Source organism: Flavobacterium sp. (assembly GCF_032153895.1).
Taxonomy (GTDB): Bacteria; Bacteroidota; Bacteroidia; order Flavobacteriales; family Flavobacteriaceae; genus Flavobacterium.
The window spans coordinates 23,919-45,789 of the sequence record NZ_JALDYN010000009.1 but is presented as its reverse complement, the minus strand read 5'-3'; the positions used below and the strand labels follow the sequence as shown (position 1 = coordinate 45,789).

The following is a 21,871-nucleotide window of genomic DNA, read 5'->3' as shown; positions in this document are numbered from 1 at the left end:
AATTGCGGCAACGATTCCGACTGTGGCTGTCATTAATATTTCAACACTATCGTATAATCATCCGGATTGATAGTTACGCCTTCTTTCGGATACGGAGCCACACTCACCCCTTTTAATTTCTCATCCGTTGTAGGCAAATGCATTTCAAACCAAGCCTTTACCGATTCAGCAGATTGTGGGTTTAAGGTAAATTGCGTTTGTTCGCTTAAGGTTTTGTTGTCATAAACCGCAACTTCAATAGTTACTTCGCCCGCCCAAACACACTGAACGCCTTCCGGACAGCGGGAATCATTAAGAACTTTTACCAAAACAACCTGTTTGCCCGATTTACCATCCAGTTTTTGGTCGATTTCATTCGGGTTTTTCGTTCCGGCACAGCTTAGTACTATTCCGGCTATCAGTGCGTAAAAAAGTGTTTTCATATTATCCTAGTGCTACGTCTAAAGTCATCATTACTATAAAACCAAAAATAAAGCCAAGTGTGGCAATATCGGTATTTTTATCCTGTTGTGTTTCCGGAATTACTTCTTCCACCACCACAAAAATCATCGCTCCAGCAGCAAAAGCAAGCGCATACGGCAAAATCGGCGTAAAAAAAGTTACTGCCAATGCTCCCATAACCCCGGCAATCGGTTCTACCAAAGCGGAAGATTGTCCGTACATAAAACTTTTTCTTCGGCTCATCCCCATTCTGCGCAACGGCATGGCTACAGCAATTCCTTCCGGGAAATTCTGGATTCCGATTCCGATGGCTAAAGTTAAAGCTCCGGCTATGGATGCTTCCGGGATTCCTGCTGCGACTCCGCCAAACAAAACTCCTACTGCCAAGCCTTCGGGAATGTTGTGCATCGTAATGGCTAAAACTAATAAAGTCGTACGCTGCCAAGGCGATTTTATACCTTCGGTTTCTTTAAAATTGATATGCAGATGGGGTAGAATTTTGTCCAATCCGAAAAGAAATAAGGCTCCAAGCAAAAAGCCAACTGCAGCTGGAAGCACTTTCACAAAACCTTCTCCTTCACTCATTTCGATGGCCGGTGCCAACAAACTCCAGAAACTGGCCGCCACCATGACTCCTCCGGTAAAACCTAACATGCCATCGAGAACCGTTCTATTAAGAGTTTTAAAAAGAAAAACAAAAGCAGCACCCAAAGCCGTTAAAAACCAAGTAAAAAGTGTCGCATATAAAGCGGCTAAAATCGGGTCGATACTTTCGAAATACTGAACTATGCTTTCAAACATATTATTTGATGTATAAATTAGAGGCTATTTTATGGGATATGATTACGGTTTTACCGTCTACTTCGATTTGAAGTGTGTTGTCAAAACTTTCCTTATCGGTGATTCGGATGGTAGTTCCTAACGAAATTTGGTGCTTGTCCAGATACTGTAAAAAGCTGGATGACGAATCTTTCACCCCAACACAAATTCCGGTTTGCCCGACTTCGAAATCCGATAACAATTGTTTGTCTACTTTGACTATGTTTCCGTTTTTGTCAGGAATCGGATCACCATGCGGATCTTCCGTTGGAAAGCCAAGAAAAGCATCGAGTTTGTTGATGAGTTTTTCGGATTTGATATGTTCCAATTCTTCCGCTACGTCGTGTACTTCATCCCAGGTAAAATCTAATTTCTCTACCAAAAAAACTTCCCACAAGCGGTGTTTGCGCACAATCATTTTAGCAGCCATCAAGCCTTTATCGGTTAAGCGAACGCCTTGGTATTTCTGATAATTAACCAAATCTTTATCGGCTAATTTTTTAATCATATCGGTTACGGACGAGGCTTTACTTTCAATCAAAGCAGCAATGGCATTGGTACTCACGCCTTGTTTTTGTGCTTGCGACAGATGGTAAATTGCTTTCAGATAATTTTCTTCCGAATAAGTCATCACTTGTTTTTTACATTTCCAAAAATACAAATTTTTTTAATTTAAAATAATTTTTTAGTTTTGTCTAAATTTTAATTTCGATTATATATAATTTTAAATTGTGAAATATCTAATTTTAATACTATTCTTTTGTGTTTCCGTTTCAGGTCAAACCGCTATTAAAGGAAAAATTACTGCCGAAGGCGCTCCATTAGAATACGCATCGGTTTCTCTCGCAAAAACAAAATTTGGCGTGATAACAGACAGTTTAGGAAACTTTGAATTGCAAGCTGTTCCGAAAGGCGAGTATCAATTAAAAGTATCTTTCGCGGGATTTAAAAGTCAACAACGCCGAATTGCTGTTACTGATTCTTTGGAGCTAATCCGCAACTTCGATTTAAAAGCCGACAACACTTTAGATGAATTGGTCGTAACCGGAACCTTAAAAGCAGTAAATCGCCTGGAAAGCCCAGTTCCGGTAGAAGTTTACAAACCAACTTTCTTCAAAAAAAATCCAACAGCCAACATTTTTGAAGCCCTACAAAATGTAAACGGAGTTCGTCCGCAATTGAACTGCAACGTTTGTAACACGGGCGATATTCACATCAATGGTTTGGAAGGACCATATACTTTGGTTTTAATCGATGGGATGCCGATTGTAAGCGGATTATCGACGGTCTACGGTTTATCCGGAATTCCAAATTCGCTTTTGGAACGCGTGGAAGTAGTCAAAGGACCGGCTTCATCATTGTACGGAAGTGAAGCTGTCGGCGGTTTAATCAACATCATTACCAAAAACCCGAAAAGTGCTCCGGTTCTTTCTGCAGATGCGTTTTCAACCAGCTGGGGCGAAGCCAATGTGGATTTAGGATTTAAAGCCAATTTGGGTAAATCCATATCGTTGCTAACCGGTGTAAACTATTTCAATTACAGCAACCCGATTGACAACAACCATGATAATTTTACGGATGTGACGTTACAAGACCGAATCTCTGTTTTTCAGAAGTGGAATTTTAACCGCAAAAGCAATAAATTGTTCTCGATGGCCGGACGTTTCTTTTACGAAGACCGTTGGGGCGGCGAAATGCAATGGGAGAAAAAATACCGCGGCGGAAGTGAGGTTTATGGTGAAAGTATTTACACCAAACGTTACGAATTGTTAGGCTCGTATGAACTTCCGGTAGCTGAAAAAATGTTGTTTACGTTTTCTTATACCGACCACGACCAAAATTCTGTGTATGGGAACACGCCGTATCTGGCGCAACAAAAAATCGGCTTCGGACAACTGACTTGGGACAAAAAAATCGGTAATCACGATTTGCTTTTCGGAACGGCAATTCGCTATCAGTTTTACAACGACAACACGCCGGCAACTGCAACTTCAGACAAAACCTGGATTCCGAGTTTGTTTGCCCAGGATGAAATCAAACTTGCTGAAAAACACAGCTTGCTTTTAGGCTTGCGTTACGATTACAACAACCGTCACGGCAACATTTTAACGCCGCGTTTGGCACACAAATGGAAAATCGACGACAGAACCATTTTTCGGTTCAATGCCGGAACAGGTTTCCGTGTAGTGAATTTGTTTACCGAAGAACATGCCGCTTTAACCGGTTCCCGCGATGTGGAAGTACTGGAAGATTTGGAACCGGAACGCTCGTACAATGCTAATTTGAATCTGTTAAAAAAATTCTATACGGATAACGGTGATTATATCGGTGTAGAAGCAACTGCTTGGTATACCTATTTTACCAATTCGATTATTCCGGATTATGACACCGATCCGAACAAAATCATCTATAAAAATTTAGACGGTTATTCGGTAACGCAAGGGATTAGCTTGAATGTGGATGCGGTCTTTCAAAATGGTTTAAAAGTAATTCTAGGCGGAACTTTGATGGATGTGGCCAAAACCGAAAACGGCGAAAAAACCCGTCAGATGCTTACCGAAAAATTTACAGGAACCTGGGCGATTTCGTACCGCATCAAAGATTGGTTTTTGGATATTGATTACACCGGAAACGTTTACGGACCAATGCGTTTGCCAACTTTGGGTGATTTAGATCCGAGAAAAGATTATTCGCCAACCTGGAGCATTCAAAACATTCAATTCACCTACAACAAAATAAAAAACTTTGAATTTTACGGTGGAATCAAAAATTTATTAAATTGGACTCCAAACAAAGGGAATCCGTTTATCATTGCCCGAGCCAACGATCCTTTTGATGAAAATGTACAATATAACCCCGACGGCAGCGTTATGCAGGTAAACGACACTAACAGTCAGTATTACAATCCGTATGCATTAACTTTCGACCCCGGTTATGTGTATGGTCCCAACCAAGGAATCCGAAGTTTTTTTGGCATCCGATATACTTTTAAATAATGAAGAAAAAAATAGTCCTACTGCTGCTTTTCTTCTGCGCCTTCTCCGGATTCGCGCAACTGAAAACCTATACTTTTTCCGAAGCTGAAAAATTAGAACAGCAAAACCCAAAACCGATTTTTGTGTTCGTGCATACCTCGTGGTGCAAATACTGCAAGATGATGGAAAATTCGACGTTTAAAAATTCGGAAGTTATCAGTCTTTTAAACGAAAACTTTTATTTCGTGGAATTGAACGCCGAACAAAAAACACCGATTACGTTTAAAAACAAAACGTTCAAATTCAAACCGAAAGGACAAAATTCGGGCGTGCATGAACTGGCGGAAGAATTGGCTACCATCGACGGTTCATTAACCTATCCGACCTTTTCCATCTTAGACAAAAACAACACCATCCTATTGCAAATCAGCGAATATACCGATGCCAAAACCATGATTGGTTTGCTCAAAGAAGCCGCCACGTTTCGTTAACAAGATTGTAACAGATAATTGGATTTTACTTTGTAAATTTGCCTCACGTTAATCTTTAGAAATTAAAATTATGTATCCAGAAGAAATGGTTAAACCGATGCGCGCAGAGTTATCCGACGCAGGTTTTCAAGAATTATATAGTGCTGATGCGGTAGAAACTGCTTTGGCAAAAGAAGGAACAACCTTAGTAGTGGTAAACTCAGTTTGCGGTTGTGCGGCAAGAAATGCACGTCCGGGAGCTAAAATGAGTTTAGCCGGTGCTAAGAAACCAGACAATTTGGTAACGGTATTTGCCGGTGTCGATAAAGATGCGGTTGATGCAGCCCGTCAGCACATGTTTCCTTTTCCACCATCATCACCAAGTATGGCTTTGTTCAAAAACGGAGAGTTGGTTCACATGTTAGAACGTCATCATATTGAAGGTCGTCCGGCAGAGCTAATCGCCGAAAATTTAATGGACGCATACAACGAATTCTGCTAAGCGATACTATGCTAGCATACAATAAAACCGCCACTTTCCTGGTGGTTTTATTATTTTATAACCTTATATTTGCGCTTTATTACGAATAATGCAAAAAATCATATCCTACCCCATATCAATCATCTACTACCTGGCCTTTGGCTTGTGCTTGGTGATTTTTCATCCGATTCAGTGGATATGTTTGAACTTGTTCGGGTATCAGGCACATAAAAAAAGTGTCGATTACCTGAATTTCTGCTTAACCAAATGCACCAATCTTTTAGGAACAACCTACCATGTGCAAAATGCTAACCGCATCCCTAAAGGTGTTCCGATAATTTTCGTGGCGAATCATCAGAGCCTTTACGATATTGTTGGGATTATCTGGTATTTACGAAGATTTCATCCTAAATTTGTAAGTAAGAAAGAGTTAGGAAAAGGAATTCCGAGTGTGTCGTACAATTTACGCCATGGCGGTTCCGTTTTAATTGATAGAAAAGACCCTAAACAAGCCTTGCCGGCTATCAAAAGTTTGGGCGAATATATAGAAAAACACCGCCGTGCTGCTGTCATTTTTCCGGAAGGAACGCGAAGCAAAACGGGGGAACCAAAGCGATTTTCGGAAAACGGTCTGAAGATTTTATGCAAATATGCGCCTTCAGCCTATGTCGTTCCGATTTCGATTAACAACTCCTGGAAAATGGTTCGTTACGGACAATTTCCGATGGGTTTAGGCAACCGATTACAATTTACCATTCACGAACCTATGGCGATTAAAGATTTTTCATTCCCCGAGTTAATGGAGAAAACCGAAAAAGCCGTAGTAGAAGGAATTAAAAACTAAAGATTATGTCAATACAGAATGTACGTTTGGAAGTGATGCAGTTTTTGGAAAAGAACATTGACACTTTTGTAGAAAACTACCTGATTCCTGTCGAAAAAATATGGCAGCCCACTGATTTGTTACCCAATTCTGAAAAGGAAACTTTTTTAGACGAAGTAACCGAATTGCGTGAAATTGCCAAAGAATTACCCTATGATTTTTGGGTAGTTTTAGTAGGTGACACCATCACCGAAGAAGCCTTACCTACCTACGAAACCTGGTTAATGGACGTAGAAGGTGTAAACCAAAAAGGTCCTAACGGCGATAACGGCTGGGCGAAATGGTTACGCCACTGGACTGGTGAAGAAAACCGTCACGGTGATTTACTGAACAAATACTTGTATTTGTCCGGACGTGTCAATATGCGCGAAATGGAAATCACTACGCAACATTTAATTAATGATGGTTTTGACCCTGGAACCGATCGCGATCCGTATAAAAATTTCGTATTTACCAGTTTTCAGGAATTGGCTACTTATGTTTCTCATAACCGTGTAGCGCAATTGGCGAAGAAATTCGGCGATCATAAATTGTCGAAAATCTGTAAACTGATTGCTGGAGATGAAATGCGTCACCATCACGCTTATTCAGAATTTGTGGACCGCATCTTCAAAGTCGATCCGAGCGAAATGATGTTGGCGTTTCAATACATGATGAAAAAGAAAATCACCATGCCGGCACATTTGATTCGGGAGTCTGGGGAGAGCATCGGTACTGCTTTTGAAAAATTCTCGGAATCGGCACAGCGTATTGGGGTGTATACTTCGATGGATTATGTGGAAATTTTACAGAAATTAATCAACCGTTGGGAAATCGAGAAAATTGGCAACCTTACTGACGAAGCCGAAAAAGCCCGCGATTATTTAGTAAAATTACCAGACCGTATGACGCGAATTGCGGAGCGTATGGTCGTTCCGGCCGAAGAAAAAATCTTCAAATGGGTGCAGCCGGCTTTGATAAAATAATTTAAAAATTACACAACATACCAATCCTTTCCGCAACGAAAGGATTTTTTTACCGCCATATTTGTATGACTTTAATCGACAACACCATCCAATTCGTTAAACAACAACTGCACGATGCCGAAGGCGGCCACGACTGGTTTCACATCGAGCGTGTGTACAAAAATGCGCTTTTAATTGCCAAAGGCGAAACTTGTGATTTGACGGTGGTACAACTCGGTGCTTTGTTGCACGACATTGCCGACAGCAAATTTCATGGTGGCGACGAACAGATTGGTCCGAAAACCGCGCGTACTTTTTTAGAAAGCCAAGGCGTTTCGGAAGAAGTGATTTTGCATGTGATTGCGATTATCGAAAACATATCGTTTAAAGGCGGAAATTTTGAAAAGAAATTTACCTCGACAGAATTAGACATCGTACAAGATGCCGATCGTTTGGATGCGTTGGGCGCCATTGGTATTGCAAGAACCTTTAATTATGGCGGCTTTAAAAACCGCCCGTTGTACAATCCGGAAATTCAACCGAACCTGACTATGAGCAAGGAAGAATATAAAAATTCCGCAGCGCCGACTCTAAACCATTTTTACGAAAAACTACTGTTGCTGAAAGACAAAATGAATACCGAAACCGGGAAGCAGATTGCCGAACAACGTCATGCTTATATGGAAGGGTTTTTGGCGCAGTTTTATGGGGAATGGAATGGGGAGTTGTAGGTGGTAGTTGCAGTGTTCAGTATTCAGTTTGCAGTGAGCAGTTTGTGTTTTCGAGTAGTTTAAAAAGAAAACTACAACTTTTTGGGTTGTGGTTTGTGTTCTTTTCTTTGTGGGCACGGATTGCAAATCCGCGCTATCGAGGCTATAAAACAAAAAAGCTGAATAACAATTATTCAGCTTTTTTTATTATAAAAAATTTACTAACCTACAAGTCCGTCACTACCATTAATAATTTTCTTTTTTGTTCTCATGATAAATTTATTTTATTGATATAATTGAATGATTGTGTAATACAAATATATAACTTAAAACTGTATTAGATTATTATCTTTTGTTAAAACTTAAACCAAATCCTTGTCTAGGCAATATTAAATCATCTCTATGTCTTCTACTTAATGTGTTCAACATATCTGTATGTATTGGTTCAAAATCATTAACAACACCAACATTAAAGAACGAAACATCTATATCTTTATTATATGAAACGGTTACATCTACATTTTTAGTTATTGTATTAAATCTTAACAACTTAACATTCTCGCCTTTTAAAGAATATGTGTTTTTAACTTTTAAAAAAACTTTAAATTTCTTTTTACCGCTTATAGGAACTCTATGTATATATTTAATTTTTCCTTCCTCTTCTTTTACTGTTCTACACTTTTCCTTATCAATCTCTATGCCATCAACTTTAAAAGATAACAACTCGTTTTTCTCGGTCACTTTTTGTTCATCCTTAATTGTGTCAGTATAGACTATGTAAGATTCATTTTTTTCATTATCTAAAATAGCGTTGTATTCAATTGTTTGTGTATAATTAATAATAAAATCATCATTAATATCATGAATAACAATAGAAACAATCAAATCTTCATTATAATGATTTCTGTCCATTGGGAAATATGTAGTTAATATTCTATCTTCGAGTAAATCACTTATCTCAGGGAACTTTTGAGCGTAAATTGATTTAGAAATTTTTTTCCACAGATCTGGCAAATCTTTTCTGTTATTTAAAAATTCGGTTCCTGAAATAATTTTAGTCAGCTCTTCTTGAAATAGCCCTGTAAACTGAATTGATTTCAATACACTTGCAAAAACTCCTGAAGTTAATCCTACAAAACCAATTTTTTGGAGTATATTATTCCATTTATCAATAAATGGTGAATAGTCTGTATTTGGGAAAAGAATAAAAACTATCGCAATAGTAAAATAAACCCACGTTAAATTTCTTTTAAGCCATTTATTAACCTTAATCCAGTTATTCTCCTCATTGGTTATTTTTCCCATTTCATTAAATTTTTAAATAAATCACTAAATATAAAATTTATAGTATCACTATTTTCTAAACAACAATTAGCTTTAAAAAATCATTTTTTCAATTCATCAAACATACCCATAAAACTTTACCTACACAATCACTAAATTTAGTGATATTTCAAAAAGTTCATAAACGCGAACTTGTGCTAAAATTTTATTTTTCAAAAAATCAACACACTTTCTGTGTTAAACTCAATTTTAAAAAAAGATTAGCACACTTTTTGTGTTATTCTTAAAAATTAAAAAAGCTTAGCACAGATGCAGGACAAGACAACACTAAAGAATTTACTGGGATTAACACAGGAAGAAATGGCTCTGGTATTAGACATTACCGCTAGCCAGTGGTCGATGTTTAAATCCAATAAACGAGGGCTTCCTACTAAAGCCCTTCAACAACTTGCGCCTTTACTTCATGCGGTACAAAAAGACGTGAATACTAACGAAATCGAACAACTCCTACAAGTAGAACAAGCCAAAACGAAAGAAAAATTAAAACGTGAACTGCAAAATGTGCATTTGAAACTACTCCGCACTGAAAAGAAAATAGCGATTCTGGAAAACCATCGATTGGAAAGTTTTGCGGCTTTAAAAGCTGTAACTTTTTTAGCGAATCAAAAAGAGTACGCTGTATCTGAAGACTTGTTACAGAGTATTCAAGCGCGAGCAAAAGCAACCCTAAACCGACACAACAGCTTCAAACTGGAACAACTCCAACTGCAAAAGAAAACCTTTGAAATGCAAAAGTTGGAAATGGAACAGCAATTGAAAGAAAAATAAGAAACAAAAAGCGGGCATCAGTCAAACCAATACCCGCGAAACTTTTATACTGCAAACCGCGACTGCTCACTGAACACTGAATACTGCCCACTACACCACCCCCTGCGCCAGCATCGCATCCGCTACTTTCACAAAGCCGGCAATGTTTGCGCCTTTTACATAATCGATATAACCATTTTTATCCGCGCCGTATTTCACGCATGATTCGTGTATGTCATGCATGATGCGTTTCAAGCGTTCGTCTACCTCATCCGAAGACCAGCTTAGACGAAGCGAGTTCTGTGACATTTCCAAACCTGAAGTAGCCACACCACCCGCATTTGAAGCTTTACCTGGTGCAAACAGAATTTTTTTATTGTGGAATGCAAAAACCGCTTCCGGAGTACAAGGCATGTTAGCGCCTTCTGCTACGGCGATACAACCGTTATCGGTTAGTTTTTTAGCATCGGCACCACCGAGTTCGTTTTGGGTAGCACAGGGCAACGCAATAGCACATTTTACTTCCCATGGCGTTTTACCTGCCACAAATTTCGCTTTCGGATATTGTTTCACATATTCACTGATACGCCCGTAACGCTCGTTTTTCAGTTCCATGACGAAGGCCAGTTTTTTGGCGTCAATACCATCCGCATCATAAATATAACCGGAAGAATCGGAAAGGGTTACGACTTTACCGCCTAACTGACGGGCTTTTTCCGCCGCATATTGCGCTACATTTCCCGAACCGGAAACCACGACAATTTTACCTTCAAAACTATCGCCTCGGGTAGCCAACATGCTCTGTGCAAAATACACACAACCATAACCAGTTGCTTCAGGACGGATTAACGAACCACCATAAGAAATTCCCTTTCCAGTTAAAACGCCCGTAAACTCGTTGCGGAGTTTTTTGTATTGTCCGAACATATAGCCAACTTCACGTCCACCTACGCCAATATCTCCGGCCGGCACATCGGTATCGTTACCAATATGGCGGGCCAACTCAGTCATGAAGGCTTGACAAAAACGCATAATTTCGGTATCGGATTTGCCTTTCGGATCGAAATCGGAACCCCCTTTTCCACCTCCCATCGGTAAAGTCGTCAAACTGTTTTTGAAAACTTGCTCGAACGCTAAAAATTTTAAAATACTCAGGTTTACAGACGGGTGAAAACGCAAGCCGCCTTTGTACGGACCAATCGCAGAATTCATCTGGATACGGTAACCGCGATTGAGTTGAGTTTGTGCTTTGTCGTCTAGCCACGCCACGCGAAACATCACGACACGTTCGGGCTCAGCCATACGCTCCAGGAGCATTTTATTTTTGTATTTCGGATTTTTATCGATGAAGGGAATTACGGCTTCGGCTACTTCATGAACCGCTTGTAGAAATTCAGGTTCGTTGGGATTTTTTTGAGTAACGGTAGCCAGGAAATCTTCTACTTTTTTGGACATAATACAATAGTTTTAGTGTGTTGATTCCCATAAAGATACAAAAAAAGCGAACCGTTTGGCTCGCTTAATATTATTTTCCGGGAAATGCTGCTTTTCGTTTTTCAAGGAAAGCAGTGGTTCCTTCTTTAAAGTCTTCCGTTCCGAAACATTCGCCAAACGCTTTGATTTCCGACTGGAATCCGTTCACGCCATCCACATAATTGTCGTTGATGACTTTGATTGCCTGAGCAATCGCCACGCTCGAATTTTTAGCAATTTTACCTGCGATGTCTTTCGCCAAACCAAGTAATTCTTCCTGCGGTACTACGTGGTTTACCAAACCGTAGTTCAAGGCGGTGTTGGCATCTACCATGCCGGCAGTCATAATCATTTCCATCGCACGGCCTTTCCCTACCAATTGTGGCAAACGCTGCGTTCCGCCGTATCCAGGAATTACGCCAAGGGTAACTTCCGGTAAGCCCATTTTAGCATTGTCTGACGCTACTCTGAAGTGTGCTGCCATCGCCAATTCCAATCCGCCGCCTAACGCAAAACCGTTTACCGCTGCAATTACCGGTGTGGATAAATTCTGAACGAAATCGAACAACAATTCCTGTCCTTTTGCGGCTAATTCTGCGCCTTGATTTACTGAAAAGCTTGCAAACTCTGAAATATCAGCTCCGGCTACAAAGGCTTTTTCTCCGCTTCCGGTGATGATGATTACTTTCGTTTGAGCATCCGCATCTTCTGCTTTGAAGGCTTGATGTAATTCTTCAATAGTTGCTTTGTTTAACGCATTTAATTTGGTTGGTCGGTTGATCGTGATTACCGAAATGCCGTTTTCTTTCTCGATTAAAATGTTTTCGTATGCCATGATTTATGTGTTGATGATAGGAAGTGTCACAGTAAATTCTGTTCCGATTTCCAATTCGCTTTCAAAATTAATGGTGCCGTGGTAACTCTCCACGATATTCTTGATAATTCCCAACCCTAAGCCCATGCCGCTGGTTTTGGTGGTAAACTTGGGTTCGAAAATACGATTTTTATTTTCAATACTGATGCCTTTGCCATTGTCTTTTACCGTAATTTTTGCATTGTCGCCTTCGCGGAATACGTTTACCTCAACCCTCGGATTCGGATGCTCTTCCGGTATCGCCTGAATAGCGTTTTTAACCAAATTGGTAATGATACGGATAAGTTGCGTACGATCAATTTTGGTGATGATTTCCGGTTCCGAAGCTTCAAATTGGATGTAGTCTTCTGTAAAAATTTCCAACGCCAATTGGACCACATACACAATATTAAGGGTTTCATTCTGTTGAGCCGGCAACGAAGCAAAATTGGAGAAAGCCGAAGCTACCGAACTCATCGTGTCGATTTGTTGAATCAGCGTTTTGGAATAATCGTCCATTTTCTGTTTCACGTTCGGATCGTTCGGATCGAATTTCCGTTGGAAACTCTGCACAGTCAAACGCATTGGCGTAAGCGGATTTTTAATTTCGTGCGCTACTTGTTTGGCCATTTCGCGCCAGGCTTCTTCCCGTTCACTTTGCGCCAATAAAGCAGCACTTTCTTCGAGTTTATCGACCATCGCATTGTACGCCGATATCAGGGAATTGATTTCTTTACTGGTCGATTCAAGTTGTATTTTTTCGTTTTTCTTGTAAAACTGGGTTTGTTGTAGTTTTTCACTAATCGTCTGCAATGATTTGGTAATGTAACTCGATAAGAAATAGGCAATCACAAACGAAATCAAGAGCATAAAACCATAAACCTGACTAAAACGCATCAGGAAATTTTTTACCTCGTTTTCATAAAAACTGGTTTCTTCCACATAGGGTAAGTTGATAATCCCGAGCGGTTTGAATTTGGTATCTTTCAGATAACTGTAGGCCGAGCGGTATTTTTGCCCTTCTACCATCTGCAAATCGACAAAACGTTTGCTTGGGCTGGACTGAATGATTTTTAAAATAATCGGCTGAATGGGTTTCGCAGCTTTATCCACCGAAAAAGCCCCTTTGGACGAAATGAGCAGTTTTCCGTTCAAATCGTACATATTAATTTCCAGACTGTGAATGTTCGCCAGCTCGTAAATCTTGTCTTTGAAAATAAGCGGAAGATTTTCAGTCGTTAGCGGATAAGTAGTAGTCGATAAAATAAAGTTGATGTGTTCGGTAATCGCATCTTCCTTGCGTTCCAAACGATCCTGATGGTAGTCGCGGGCTTCTTTTCTAAACTGATAAATGGAAACCGCCGCAATTAATACGGAAGCAATCAGTGTTAAGAAAATCATCGAAAGGAAAATTCTTAACCGAAGGGACAACTGCGTTATTTTAAAGCCATTCGCCATTTAGCTTTGGTTTTTCTCGCGTATTTTTTTGTACAATTTATAACCTATCATTAAAAGTACGGAAAATAAAACGATTCCAACCACACCATAAATCCAATTGAGGGCGTCTTTTAAAATCACCAGGAAAACTACAGCGAATAATATGATGGTCGCGCCTTCATTCCACAGTCGGAAAAAAGAGGATGAATGTTTAACCTCATCGCGTTGCAATTGTTTGAATAGCTGATGGCATTTCCAGTGATACAAATACAATAGAAAAACAAAACCTAATTTAACGTGCATCCAGGACATTTTTAACCAAGCGTTGCCCAATGTCGTTCCGAAAAGCATCCAAAAGGCAAAAATACTAGCTAGTATTGCAGAAGGCCAAGTGATGATGTACCACAACCGATAACTCATCAATTGGTATTGTTTTACCAAAATACTTTGTTCGGGTTCCGATTTAGCTTTGGCTTCTGCATGATACACAAACAACCGAACGATGTAAAACAGTCCGGCGAACCAGGTAATCACAAAGATTAAATGCAGGGATTTTATGTAGTTATAATACGCGTCCATTACTTATTTTGCCAGTCGTTAATCCAGTTGGCTACCACGTCACACCAGTGGTCGTCGTCGTTCAAACACGGAATGGTTAAAAACTGCTCGCCGCCGTTTTCGATGAATTCTTCGTTGGCGCGCATGGCGATTTCTTCCAAAGTTTCTAAACAATCGGTTACGAAAGCTGGAGTTACCACCGCTATTTTTTTAACGCCTTGTTTCGGATAATCGTTAATGACCACATCGGTATACGGTTCTAACCATTTATCACCTGCCAAACGCGATTGAAAGGTTACATAATATTTGTCTTCCGGAATTTGCAATTGCTCCACGACCAAACGGGTGGTTTCGTAGCAGTGGGTTCGGTAACAGAATTCAGCTTCAGGAGTTCCTACTTCGCAACACATTTTATCGGTTACAAACGTTTTATGTTTTTTGGTCGCATCGGTTTTACGCACATGACGTTCCGGGATACCGTGGTAGGAAAACACCAATTTATCGTATTCAAAATCACCTAAATGTTTTTTCATGGAATCCGAAAGCACTTTGATGTAATCGGGTTTGTTATAAAATGCCGGAACATCGGTAATCTTCATGTCTGGAAATTTCTTCTTGCGGATTTCTTCGGCCAACACTAAAATCGTCAAAGTCGAAGCCATCGCATATTGCGGATACATCGGAAACAGCAACACGTCGCGAACGCCTTTGTCATACAATTCCTGTAAGCCGGTTTCGATGGAAGGTTTGCCGTAACGCATGGCTAAGGAAACAGGAAGGCTAACTTTTTGCGCTACTTTTTCATACATTCTCTTGGAAAGTACAATTAACGGAGAACCTTCTTCCCACCAAATTTTTTGGTAGGCTTCAGCAGAATTTTCAGGACGTTTTCTAAGAATAATACCCCTAACCAATAAGGCACGCAACCAATACGGTACATCGATTACGTATTTGTCCATTAAAAATTCGTCTAAATATGGCTTAACATCCTTAGGATTTGGACTGTCTGGAGAACCTAAATTGACCAGTAAAACTCCCTTCATTTTTGTAATTTTTTCCAAAGGTAAGACAATTATCGGCAATTTAATTTGCGGTTGCTTCAATTTCCATTCTTACACAGCTTCTTTTCTGCATCTCGTCGAAATTATTCGTCACTTTAAAGAATATTCATCTTTTCTGAATAATGTTTGAATTTTTTAGCAATAAATTTAGTTTCAAATAAGAAATACGCAAACGATTTCATTCCAGGGTTAACGTTTTGTAAGAATGAATTCACGCTATTTTTTGTTTTGAAAAAGTTTACCAAAAACAATATTGCATTCTTTGGATGAGTATGTTCTCTATGATGCAAAATTATGAAGGTAACTGTGGCTATTACTGAATTACATTTTGAACAAAAAAAGAGTACAAATCTCTAAACCTTAAATGCATGAAAAAAATCTACTCGTTAATTGCATTTTTTACCTACAGTATTCTACAAGCTCAGTCTGGCTTCGTAGGTATCGGAACATCCAACCCACAGCAAAAGTTGGATTTAGACAAAAGTGTTGGAACACTCAGGGTTGAAAGTCTGGACAAAGACAACAATCCTTATAATGGTGGCAATCTCCAACCTACCGCAACTTATCCGCTTTATGTTGACAGCAATGGTTTTCTTACCTTAAACATGCAGCCCTTCGCTAATAGCGACGGTACTGATGCTTACGACAATACTGCTATTCCAACTTCTACAATAAAGCTCACAGCAGCAGATGCTGACGGTAAAAATGAAACCAATTTTTTTACTTATACTATCACCGTTACACGAAATGCCATTCTGGAAGTAAAATACAGTTTAAGTTTTGAAGTATTTCAAACCGATGCGCCGCTTACAATGATTCGTGACGGCGGAGCCCGAAGAGTTTCTACCTTTTACACCCTTAATGGCGGTACCAGAAAGTACGGACAAGCATCCAAGTCTTACTTGAATCGTAACATCAACAACCCGTTACCCTTTCTTTCAACCGATCGAATTGGCGCAACAGGGCAACTTTTCAACTCGAGCACCACTTATATTCAATTGACGCCGGGAACCCACACGTTACGATTTAAAGCCGAAGTTTCTTCCAACTTACCTTCATTAGCAACATATGTAAGACTCGCTATAGATACGGATTCCATATTTATGCGATTGTACTAATACTCAAATACCATGAAAAAGTTCATCTTACTCGTTTTCCCATTTTTGCTGAATGCACAAGTTGGGATTGGAACAGCAAATCCAGCAGCAGATTTACATGTTGCCGGCAATACTTCTACTATTAGAATTCAAAGTCTTGATGCGGTTAATTCTCCTGTACATAATGACGGTGTTAAACCTTCACATGCGTATGTAACAAATACAGGGGATATTACCATTACACCTTCGGCTGCTAACGGAAGTGGCCCTGGTGGTACAATTGCGCCACTGAATTTTTTATTGTCCCAAAATAATTTTATTCCTGACGGAGCAACAAATAAAGGTGTTATAATCAACAATCCTACGACCACCACGAGAACTAGTGGACAACTGGCAAAAATTGATTTCAGTTCACCTTCTTCTGCCTTGATTGAAGTAAAATACAGCATTTCTGCATTGCTTTCAAGAACAGATTTAAATATTTCTCAAACAGCTTTTAACGACATTTCGGCACGCGTTTATAAAATATATTTTTGCATTGATATCAACAATAACGGGCTAAGTGCCTCTGAATTATCAAAAAAATATGGTTTAAATGCACAGTCCTACTCATCAGATGACCAAGGAATTTTAGGATATGCTTATACCAATGGTCATGGATACAGTACAATACCAGCCGGAAACCATGCGCTGTATTTTTTTGCAGAAACCATTGACGGGGTAAGCAAATACACCAGTGTTGGCTTTGGTGGTGTACAGGATTTACTTAAAATACGAATCTATAATTAAGACATCATGAGAAACTATACTTTTTCAATAGCACTTATATGTATTCCTTTCATAATTTTTGCTCAGGTAGGAATTAAAACATCTAATCCTCAGCAAGGGTTGCACGTAGGAGGAGCCGCTTCGACTGTTAAAATCGACGGGCTTAGTTATCCTAACAATGTTAACAATTTGGGTCCGGGTAATGTTAGCCGGGTATTTATTAATGCCAATGGCGATTTGGTACTCGGAACCGAAAAAAGCGATATTGAACTGCTTTTCGATGCTGAAAACTATCTTAATGACACCAAAGACAATTCCGGAAACATGATTACGCAGCACGGATATGGAAGCGGGTATGATTTTGCCGGTATTCCAAGAGATATTCCTAATTCTACTTTTACCCTAACCCGACCTGCCATTTTGGAGATTAATTATGCAGTTTCTTATCTTATTGAAAAGAATGGCAGCAACCGTATGAGTGACGGTTATGCCAGAATTGTTCAAACCCTGCTTTACTTCAGACAGAATAGCTATACTGGTCCTGTAGTAACTACAGACCTCGACGGAAACCCAATTGGTGGTTCCTTTCAGATTGATGCTGGAACCTCAACTTTAGGTGGGGGATTAGGCATTTCCGGACAATATTATGTTAACAATGATGCTACCAGAGGTGAAATGGAAAATTACCACATTACCGGAACAGACTATATAAAGCTCCCGGCAGGAACTTATTGCCCTATGTTTTCCGCACAATTAGCCATTAGTGATGCTGGTGGAACAGGCGCTCATAAAATGTATCTCGGCACCGGAAACGACGAAGTACAAATCATAGCACACTACTATAATTAAAAAAAGCGGTCAGATGACCGCTTTTTTATGCACTTTTCTCTAATAAATACTTTTTAGGTGTGGTTCCGAATTTCTTTTTAAACGCTGCGATAAAATGACTCGCCGTACTGTATCCGATTTTCAGCCCGACTTCGTTCACATTATACGAACCGGAATCCAACAAACGTCGGGCGTGTTCCATTTTATAATCAAACAGGAAACCGTAAACGGTATCCCCATAAATTTGTTTGAAACCCATTTTCAGCTTCTTAAGCGTTAACCCAACTTCATCGGCCAATTCCTGTAAACCAGGCGGTTCGGCCATGTTGGCAATAACAATTTCTTTGGCTTTTTTGAGTTTCTGAACATTTTCTTCATCAATTAAAAACGGGCATTGCTCCGCATTCGGGTCTTCATTGCGGTTGAAAAACAAACTCAGCAATTCATAACCTTTGCCTTTGTAATACATATTCTTAATCGACGGATTCAAAGAGTAATGAAACATTTGGTTCAACACAATCGCCATCGACGGACTGATATTTTCTTCTCCGTAATACTTTTTGTCCTTGTTCTCATCGCTCAAAAATGGTATATGTTCCGCTTGTTCCGAAAATAAGCCGTGAAATTTTTTAATAGATACCAAAACGGTAATAACCCACGATTTGGGAGCGATTTCCATTTGTAACGGCAACTCTTTCTGCGGATTGTACAACAGCAGCGATTTTTCCTCCTTCAGTTCCAAAGCATAGTTTCCTTGATTGAAGATAAATTTAGCATCGCCTTTCAACCCAAAATGAAACTGAATCAGCCCGGTATGTACCTGACGTTCAAAACGTACCGTGTCATCCGAATCGTTTTGAAAACGCAACAGTATGAAATCTTCTTCAATTTTTATCTCTTCTGTAGAACCCATAGCGGTATTTTTTCGTATATAACTTTAAAGCAAAATTACAAATCTATTTAGAATCACTCTAAATAAAAATCAGTTGAAGCCTTGATTTTCATACAAATTTAAAAGAAATAACGCTTAAAAGCCAAATTCATTTAAAAATAACCCTGAGCGACATAAAAAGAACTTCTAGCGTTATTTTTATAAAAGTGCAGCCCTTACTTTTGTGGAACTTTTAGTAAAAAGTGAAAAAATGGAAAACAATACTATATCAAAGCCTGCTACATTTTACGTTGTTGGATTGAGCTATAAGAAAGCAGACGCCGAGATTAGAGGAAAATTTAGCCTTGACCATGAGGCGAAAACCAACTTATTACAGCAAGCGAAAGCTAACGAGATAGATAGTTTACTGGTAACTTCAACCTGTAACCGAACGGAAATATACGGTTTTGCCCAACATCCGTTTCAGTTAATCAAATTACTATGCGACAATTCGCAGGGAACTTTGGAAGATTTCCAACAAGTTGCGTACGTACATAAAAACGCAGACGCTATTCACCACATGTTTCGCGTGGGAACTGGTTTGGACAGTCAGATTTTAGGCGATTTCGAAATCATCAGCCAGTTGAAAAACGGTTTTATCGAAAGTAAAAATGCTGAATTGGCCAACAACTACATGGAACGTTTGACCAATGCAGTCATTCAGGCCAGTAAACGCATCAAAAACGAAACGGAGATTTCTTCGGGAGCCACTTCGGTTTCTTTTGCGGCGGTGCAGTACATCATGCGCAATGTGGAAGACATTTCCAATAAAAATATTTTACTGTTCGGAACTGGTAAAATCGGAAGAAATACCTGTGAAAACTTGGTAAAACACACCAAGAACGACCACATCACTTTAATCAACCGAACTAAGGATAAAGCTGAAAAAATTGCCGGAAAATTCAACTTAATCGTAAAAGATTACGCTAATTTAGAAGCCGAAATTCAGAAAGCAGATGTTTTGGTAGTGGCAACAGGAGCGCAAAACCCAACTATTGACAAAGCAATTTTGAATCTGAAAAAACCCTTGTTGATTTTAGATTTGTCGATTCCGAAGAACGTGAACGAAAACGTGCAAAGTATTGAAGGAGTCACCTTGGTGCATATGGATCATTTATCCCAAATGACCGACGAGACTTTGGAAAACCGTAAAAAACACATTCCGGCCGCAGAAGCCATTATCGATGAAATCAAAGACGAATTCATCAGCTGGACCAAAGCCAGAAAATTTGCCCCGACCATTCACGCTTTAAAAGAAAAACTGAATACGATTAAGGATAAAGAGCTGACGGCACAGCGCAAAAAAATCAGCAATTTTGATGAAGAGCAAGCTGAATTAATCAGCAACCGCATCATTCAGAAAATCACCAACCATTTTGCCAATCATCTGAAAGACGACAACACCGTAGTGGACGAAAGCATCCAATGGATTGAGAAAATCTTCCAGATAGAAACCGTAAAAAATGACTAAAACCATCCGCATCGGAACCCGCGACAGCGAATTGGCGCTTTGGCAGGCCCATACTGTTCAGTACCAATTACAGCAATTAGGGTATTCCACCAAAATAGTAGCCGTAAAATCTACCGGCGACCTCATCTTAGACAAGCCTTTATACGAATTAGGTATCACCGGGATTTTCACCAAAACCTTAGATGTCGCTATGTTAAAAGGCGAAATCGACATTGCGGTTCACTCCATGAAAGATGTGCCGACAGCTTTACCGCAAGGTATTGTTCAAGCGGCGGTTTTGGAAAGAGCCAACGTACTTGATATTTTGGTTCACAAAGGCAATTTGGATTTTCTAAATTCCGAAGGAACCATCGCTACCGGAAGTTTACGCCGTCAAGCGCAATGGTTAAACAAATACCCGCAACATAATGTAGTTGATTTACGCGGCAACGTGAACACCCGCATGCAGAAATTACAGGATAATGATTGGAACGGAGCAGTTTTCGCAGCAGCTGGTTTGGAACGCATCAACCTAAAACCGGAAAATTATATCGATTTGGATTGGATGATTCCGGCACCGGCTCAAGGCGCGATGATGGTTGTGGCAATGGAAAATGACGAATTTGCCCTAGACGCTTTAAGTCAGTTGAACCATATTGAAACCGAAATCTGCACCTATATTGAACGCCAGTTTTTAAGAACCTTGGAAGGTGGCTGTACGGCTCCGATTGGCGCTTTGGCGAAATACGACGAAAACAACGACACTATCGATTTTCACGGGGTTTTGTTCTCCATTGACGGACAACAAAAATTAGAAATCAAACGCGCTTTTGATATTTCCGAATGGAAAAAATTAGGCTTCAACTGTGCTAAAGAAATTTTAGACAACGGCGGAACAGAGTTAATGGCCGATATCAAATCGAAACTGAAAAAATAATGAGCATCCGCATCGTATCCACTAAAAAATTATTGAGCAATCAGAAGCAATACCTTTTGAATGCCGGATTTGCTGTGGTCGAAGCCGATTTCATCACTACAAAACCAGTTGATTTTCAGCTAAAAAACGTTCACGACACTTTAATTTTCAGCAGTCAAAACGGTGTGGAAAGTGTGTTGAAACATCCAAAAATCGATGAACTGAAAACCAAAGACGTTTTCTGCGTTGGCATCAAAACCAAAAACTTACTGGAAGCTAATGGTTTCAACGTAATTGCTTATACCGGTTATGCCGAAGATTTAGCGGAAATCATCACACTGGTTTATGGCAACAACAAGTACACTTTTTTTAGTGGAAATTTACGCCGAGACACCTTACCGGATGCTTTAACCGAAGCCGAAGTGGTTTTTAATGAAATCACGGTATACGAAACCATTTTAACCCCACAAAAGATAGACACCAAACCGGATGGCATTTTGTTTTTCAGTCCATCGGGCGTGGAGAGTTATCTGAAACAGAATACAATTACCAAGGAAATCGCTTTTTGTATCGGAAACACCACAGCAGAAGCAGCAAGCCAATCGGGAATTAAAAATATCATAATCGCAAACTCGCCTACGATTGAGAATACGATTATTCAATGCATCAACGAATTTAAATAGCA

At 39.6% G+C, this 21,871-nt stretch carries 23 protein-coding genes; 13 read left to right on the top strand and 10 right to left on the bottom strand.

Annotated features, from left to right (window positions below):
- Positions 1 to 32 precede the first annotated feature (32 nt).
- Genes RUH60_RS05345 through RUH60_RS05335 form a run of 3 tightly spaced genes read right to left on the bottom strand, consistent with a single transcriptional unit; the run spans position 33 to position 1,891 of the window.
- A complete protein-coding gene (locus RUH60_RS05345) occupies positions 33 to 422 on the bottom strand; it encodes a hypothetical protein (protein WP_313806179.1) in 390 nt (129 codons plus the stop codon).
- A 1-nt stretch (position 423) separates the two neighbouring features.
- A complete protein-coding gene (locus RUH60_RS05340) occupies positions 424 to 1,242 on the bottom strand; it encodes a ZIP family metal transporter (RefSeq protein ID WP_313806177.1) in 819 nt (272 codons plus the stop codon).
- Between the two features lies 1 nt (position 1,243).
- The gene (locus RUH60_RS05335) at positions 1,244 to 1,891 is read right to left on the bottom strand and encodes a metal-dependent transcriptional regulator (RefSeq protein WP_313806175.1); all 648 of its coding nucleotides are present in this window, start codon (positions 1,889 to 1,891) and stop codon (positions 1,244 to 1,246) included.
- A gap of 100 nt (positions 1,892 to 1,991) precedes the next feature.
- Between RUH60_RS05335 and RUH60_RS05330 the strand changes: the two genes are divergently transcribed.
- From RUH60_RS05330 to RUH60_RS05305, 6 genes are all read left to right on the top strand, one after another.
- Positions 1,992 to 4,256, top strand: a complete 2,265-nt coding sequence (locus RUH60_RS05330) for a TonB-dependent receptor (RefSeq protein ID WP_313806173.1) — start codon at positions 1,992 to 1,994, stop codon at positions 4,254 to 4,256.
- On the top strand, positions 4,256 to 4,726 hold the full coding sequence (locus RUH60_RS05325) for a DUF255 domain-containing protein (protein WP_313806171.1): 471 nt from the start codon (positions 4,256 to 4,258) through the stop codon (positions 4,724 to 4,726). The genes RUH60_RS05330 and RUH60_RS05325 overlap by 1 nt, the downstream gene beginning before the upstream one ends.
- Positions 4,727 to 4,796: 70 nt before the next feature.
- Positions 4,797 to 5,207 (top strand): BrxA/BrxB family bacilliredoxin, encoded by a 411-nt coding sequence (locus tag RUH60_RS05320; RefSeq protein ID WP_313806169.1) that lies wholly within the window; start codon positions 4,797 to 4,799, stop codon positions 5,205 to 5,207.
- Positions 5,208 to 5,295: 88 nt separating this feature from the next.
- Positions 5,296 to 6,030 (top strand): lysophospholipid acyltransferase family protein, encoded by a 735-nt coding sequence (locus tag RUH60_RS05315; protein ID WP_313806167.1) that lies wholly within the window; start codon positions 5,296 to 5,298, stop codon positions 6,028 to 6,030.
- A 5-nt stretch (positions 6,031 to 6,035) separates the two neighbouring features.
- Positions 6,036 to 7,034 carry an acyl-ACP desaturase gene (locus RUH60_RS05310; protein ID WP_313806165.1) on the top strand — a complete coding sequence of 333 codons (999 nt, stop codon included), beginning with the start codon at positions 6,036 to 6,038 and terminating at the stop codon, positions 7,032 to 7,034.
- Between the two features lie 65 nt (positions 7,035 to 7,099).
- On the top strand, positions 7,100 to 7,744 hold the full coding sequence (locus tag RUH60_RS05305) for an HD domain-containing protein (RefSeq protein ID WP_313806163.1): 645 nt from the start codon (positions 7,100 to 7,102) through the stop codon (positions 7,742 to 7,744).
- Between the two features lie 324 nt (positions 7,745 to 8,068).
- Here the strand turns inward: RUH60_RS05305 and RUH60_RS05300 are convergent, their stop codons facing one another.
- The gene (locus tag RUH60_RS05300; protein WP_313806161.1) at positions 8,069 to 9,028 is read right to left on the bottom strand and encodes a hypothetical protein; all 960 of its coding nucleotides are present in this window, start codon (positions 9,026 to 9,028) and stop codon (positions 8,069 to 8,071) included.
- Between the two features lie 288 nt (positions 9,029 to 9,316).
- Between RUH60_RS05300 and RUH60_RS05295 the strand changes: the two genes are divergently transcribed.
- Positions 9,317 to 9,835, top strand: a complete 519-nt coding sequence (locus RUH60_RS05295; protein ID WP_313806159.1) for a hypothetical protein — start codon at positions 9,317 to 9,319, stop codon at positions 9,833 to 9,835.
- Between the two features lie 90 nt (positions 9,836 to 9,925).
- Here the strand turns inward: RUH60_RS05295 and gdhA are convergent, their stop codons facing one another.
- From gdhA to hemH, 5 genes are all read right to left on the bottom strand, one after another.
- Complete coding sequence (gene gdhA / locus RUH60_RS05290) at positions 9,926 to 11,269, bottom strand: NADP-specific glutamate dehydrogenase (RefSeq protein WP_313806157.1); 1,344 nt, start codon at positions 11,267 to 11,269, stop codon at positions 9,926 to 9,928.
- A 70-nt stretch (positions 11,270 to 11,339) separates the two neighbouring features.
- On the bottom strand, positions 11,340 to 12,122 hold the full coding sequence (locus tag RUH60_RS05285; RefSeq protein ID WP_313806155.1) for an enoyl-CoA hydratase/isomerase family protein: 783 nt from the start codon (positions 12,120 to 12,122) through the stop codon (positions 11,340 to 11,342).
- 3 nt (positions 12,123 to 12,125) lie between these two features.
- Positions 12,126 to 13,598 (bottom strand): ATP-binding protein, encoded by a 1,473-nt coding sequence (locus RUH60_RS05280; RefSeq protein WP_409559653.1) that lies wholly within the window; start codon positions 13,596 to 13,598, stop codon positions 12,126 to 12,128.
- Complete coding sequence (locus RUH60_RS05275; RefSeq protein ID WP_313806153.1) at positions 13,599 to 14,156, bottom strand: CopD family protein; 558 nt, start codon at positions 14,154 to 14,156, stop codon at positions 13,599 to 13,601.
- The gene (gene hemH, locus RUH60_RS05270; protein ID WP_313806151.1) at positions 14,156 to 15,178 is read right to left on the bottom strand and encodes a ferrochelatase; all 1,023 of its coding nucleotides are present in this window, start codon (positions 15,176 to 15,178) and stop codon (positions 14,156 to 14,158) included. The genes RUH60_RS05275 and hemH overlap by 1 nt, the downstream gene beginning before the upstream one ends.
- 386 nt (positions 15,179 to 15,564) lie before the next feature.
- On the opposite strand from hemH, the gene RUH60_RS05265 reads away from it, so the two are divergent.
- Genes RUH60_RS05265 through RUH60_RS05255 form a run of 3 tightly spaced genes read left to right on the top strand, consistent with a single transcriptional unit; the run spans position 15,565 to position 17,910 of the window.
- Entirely contained in the window at positions 15,565 to 16,314 is a 750-nt protein-coding gene (locus RUH60_RS05265) for a hypothetical protein (protein ID WP_313806149.1), read from the top strand.
- A gap of 12 nt (positions 16,315 to 16,326) precedes the next feature.
- Entirely contained in the window at positions 16,327 to 17,082 is a 756-nt protein-coding gene (locus RUH60_RS05260) for a hypothetical protein (protein WP_313806148.1), read from the top strand.
- A gap of 6 nt (positions 17,083 to 17,088) precedes the next feature.
- On the top strand, positions 17,089 to 17,910 hold the full coding sequence (locus tag RUH60_RS05255) for a hypothetical protein (RefSeq protein ID WP_313806147.1): 822 nt from the start codon (positions 17,089 to 17,091) through the stop codon (positions 17,908 to 17,910).
- A gap of 25 nt (positions 17,911 to 17,935) precedes the next feature.
- Here RUH60_RS05255 and RUH60_RS05250 read toward each other — a convergent pair whose 3' ends face one another.
- Positions 17,936 to 18,802, bottom strand: coding sequence for an AraC family transcriptional regulator (locus RUH60_RS05250; RefSeq protein ID WP_313806145.1), 867 nt, complete (start codon positions 18,800 to 18,802; stop codon positions 17,936 to 17,938).
- 229 nt (positions 18,803 to 19,031) lie between these two features.
- On the opposite strand from RUH60_RS05250, the gene hemA reads away from it, so the two are divergent.
- From hemA to RUH60_RS05235, 3 genes are read left to right on the top strand one after another with little or no spacing between them, the layout of a single operon-like run.
- Positions 19,032 to 20,291 (top strand): glutamyl-tRNA reductase, encoded by a 1,260-nt coding sequence (hemA, locus tag RUH60_RS05245; RefSeq protein ID WP_313806143.1) that lies wholly within the window; start codon positions 19,032 to 19,034, stop codon positions 20,289 to 20,291.
- Positions 20,284 to 21,207, top strand: a complete 924-nt coding sequence (gene hemC / locus RUH60_RS05240; protein WP_313806141.1) for a hydroxymethylbilane synthase — start codon at positions 20,284 to 20,286, stop codon at positions 21,205 to 21,207. Before hemA ends, hemC begins: the two co-directional genes overlap by 8 nt.
- Positions 21,207 to 21,869, top strand: coding sequence for a uroporphyrinogen-III synthase (locus RUH60_RS05235; RefSeq protein ID WP_313806139.1), 663 nt, complete (start codon positions 21,207 to 21,209; stop codon positions 21,867 to 21,869). The genes hemC and RUH60_RS05235 overlap by 1 nt, the downstream gene beginning before the upstream one ends.
- Positions 21,870 to 21,871 lie beyond the last annotated feature (2 nt).

Coding starts and splice junctions, on each gene's coding strand:
- RUH60_RS05275 (WP_313806153.1), bottom strand. CDS start 14,156: ATGGACGCGTATTATAACTACATAAAATCCCTGCATTTAATCTTTGTG.
- RUH60_RS05335 (WP_313806175.1), bottom strand. CDS start 1,891: ATGACTTATTCGGAAGAAAATTATCTGAAAGCAATTTACCATCTGTCG.
- RUH60_RS05345 (WP_313806179.1), bottom strand. CDS start 422: ATGAAAACACTTTTTTACGCACTGATAGCCGGAATAGTACTAAGCTGT.
- RUH60_RS05280 (WP_409559653.1), bottom strand. CDS start 13,598: ATGGCGAATGGCTTTAAAATAACGCAGTTGTCCCTTCGGTTAAGAATT.
- RUH60_RS05310 (WP_313806165.1), top strand. CDS start 6,036: ATGTCAATACAGAATGTACGTTTGGAAGTGATGCAGTTTTTGGAAAAG.
- RUH60_RS05340 (WP_313806177.1), bottom strand. CDS start 1,242: ATGTTTGAAAGCATAGTTCAGTATTTCGAAAGTATCGACCCGATTTTA.
- RUH60_RS05305 (WP_313806163.1), top strand. CDS start 7,100: ATGACTTTAATCGACAACACCATCCAATTCGTTAAACAACAACTGCAC.
- hemC (WP_313806141.1), top strand. CDS start 20,284: ATGACTAAAACCATCCGCATCGGAACCCGCGACAGCGAATTGGCGCTT.
- RUH60_RS05300 (WP_313806161.1), bottom strand. CDS start 9,028: ATGGGAAAAATAACCAATGAGGAGAATAACTGGATTAAGGTTAATAAA.
- hemH (WP_313806151.1), bottom strand. CDS start 15,178: ATGAAGGGAGTTTTACTGGTCAATTTAGGTTCTCCAGACAGTCCAAAT.
- RUH60_RS05320 (WP_313806169.1), top strand. CDS start 4,797: ATGTATCCAGAAGAAATGGTTAAACCGATGCGCGCAGAGTTATCCGAC.
- RUH60_RS05285 (WP_313806155.1), bottom strand. CDS start 12,122: ATGGCATACGAAAACATTTTAATCGAGAAAGAAAACGGCATTTCGGTA.
- RUH60_RS05250 (WP_313806145.1), bottom strand. CDS start 18,802: ATGGGTTCTACAGAAGAGATAAAAATTGAAGAAGATTTCATACTGTTG.
- RUH60_RS05265 (WP_313806149.1), top strand. CDS start 15,565: ATGAAAAAAATCTACTCGTTAATTGCATTTTTTACCTACAGTATTCTA.
- RUH60_RS05295 (WP_313806159.1), top strand. CDS start 9,317: ATGCAGGACAAGACAACACTAAAGAATTTACTGGGATTAACACAGGAA.
- hemA (WP_313806143.1), top strand. CDS start 19,032: ATGGAAAACAATACTATATCAAAGCCTGCTACATTTTACGTTGTTGGA.
- RUH60_RS05315 (WP_313806167.1), top strand. CDS start 5,296: ATGCAAAAAATCATATCCTACCCCATATCAATCATCTACTACCTGGCC.
- gdhA (WP_313806157.1), bottom strand. CDS start 11,269: ATGTCCAAAAAAGTAGAAGATTTCCTGGCTACCGTTACTCAAAAAAAT.
- RUH60_RS05255 (WP_313806147.1), top strand. CDS start 17,089: ATGAGAAACTATACTTTTTCAATAGCACTTATATGTATTCCTTTCATA.
- RUH60_RS05325 (WP_313806171.1), top strand. CDS start 4,256: ATGAAGAAAAAAATAGTCCTACTGCTGCTTTTCTTCTGCGCCTTCTCC.
- RUH60_RS05260 (WP_313806148.1), top strand. CDS start 16,327: ATGAAAAAGTTCATCTTACTCGTTTTCCCATTTTTGCTGAATGCACAA.
- RUH60_RS05235 (WP_313806139.1), top strand. CDS start 21,207: ATGAGCATCCGCATCGTATCCACTAAAAAATTATTGAGCAATCAGAAG.